This window comes from Dyella ginsengisoli LA-4, from assembly GCF_000334915.1.
Taxonomy (GTDB): Bacteria; Pseudomonadota; Gammaproteobacteria; order Xanthomonadales; family Rhodanobacteraceae; genus Dyella_A; species Dyella_A ginsengisoli_A.
Genome location: NZ_AMSF01000028.1, coordinates 1 through 267, shown reverse-complemented (window position 1 = coordinate 267; position 267 = coordinate 1). Strand labels below are relative to the sequence as shown.

The window sequence follows — 267 nt, the reverse complement described above, 5'->3', positions numbered from 1 at the left end:
CTCGTCGACGGCTGCAGTACACGTCAGCGGAGCCAAGATACCGCTGGCGCTTCGCTCACGCGGGATAATCTAACATTATCCCGCCTTAGAAATGGCGCCTCTCTCTAGCATTTTCGTTGTTGATTGGTATGTAATTACATGGTATGTAATACATTACGAAATCTATCGGGGACTGGTATGGCACGTGGCGGCTTGTACAAGACCGAGGTCCAGAAGGCGCGGGACAGTCTGTTGGCGCAGGGAAAGCATCCTTCGGTCGACGCCGTG

At 53.6% G+C, this 267-nt stretch carries 1 protein-coding gene; it reads left to right on the top strand.

Translation table 11 applies throughout. The features are described 5' to 3' along the window. Positions 1 to 177 precede the first annotated feature (177 nt). Positions 178 to 267: DNA-binding protein (locus C693_RS24210; protein ID WP_241762650.1), on the top strand; the 90-nt coding region annotated here is incomplete at its 3' end.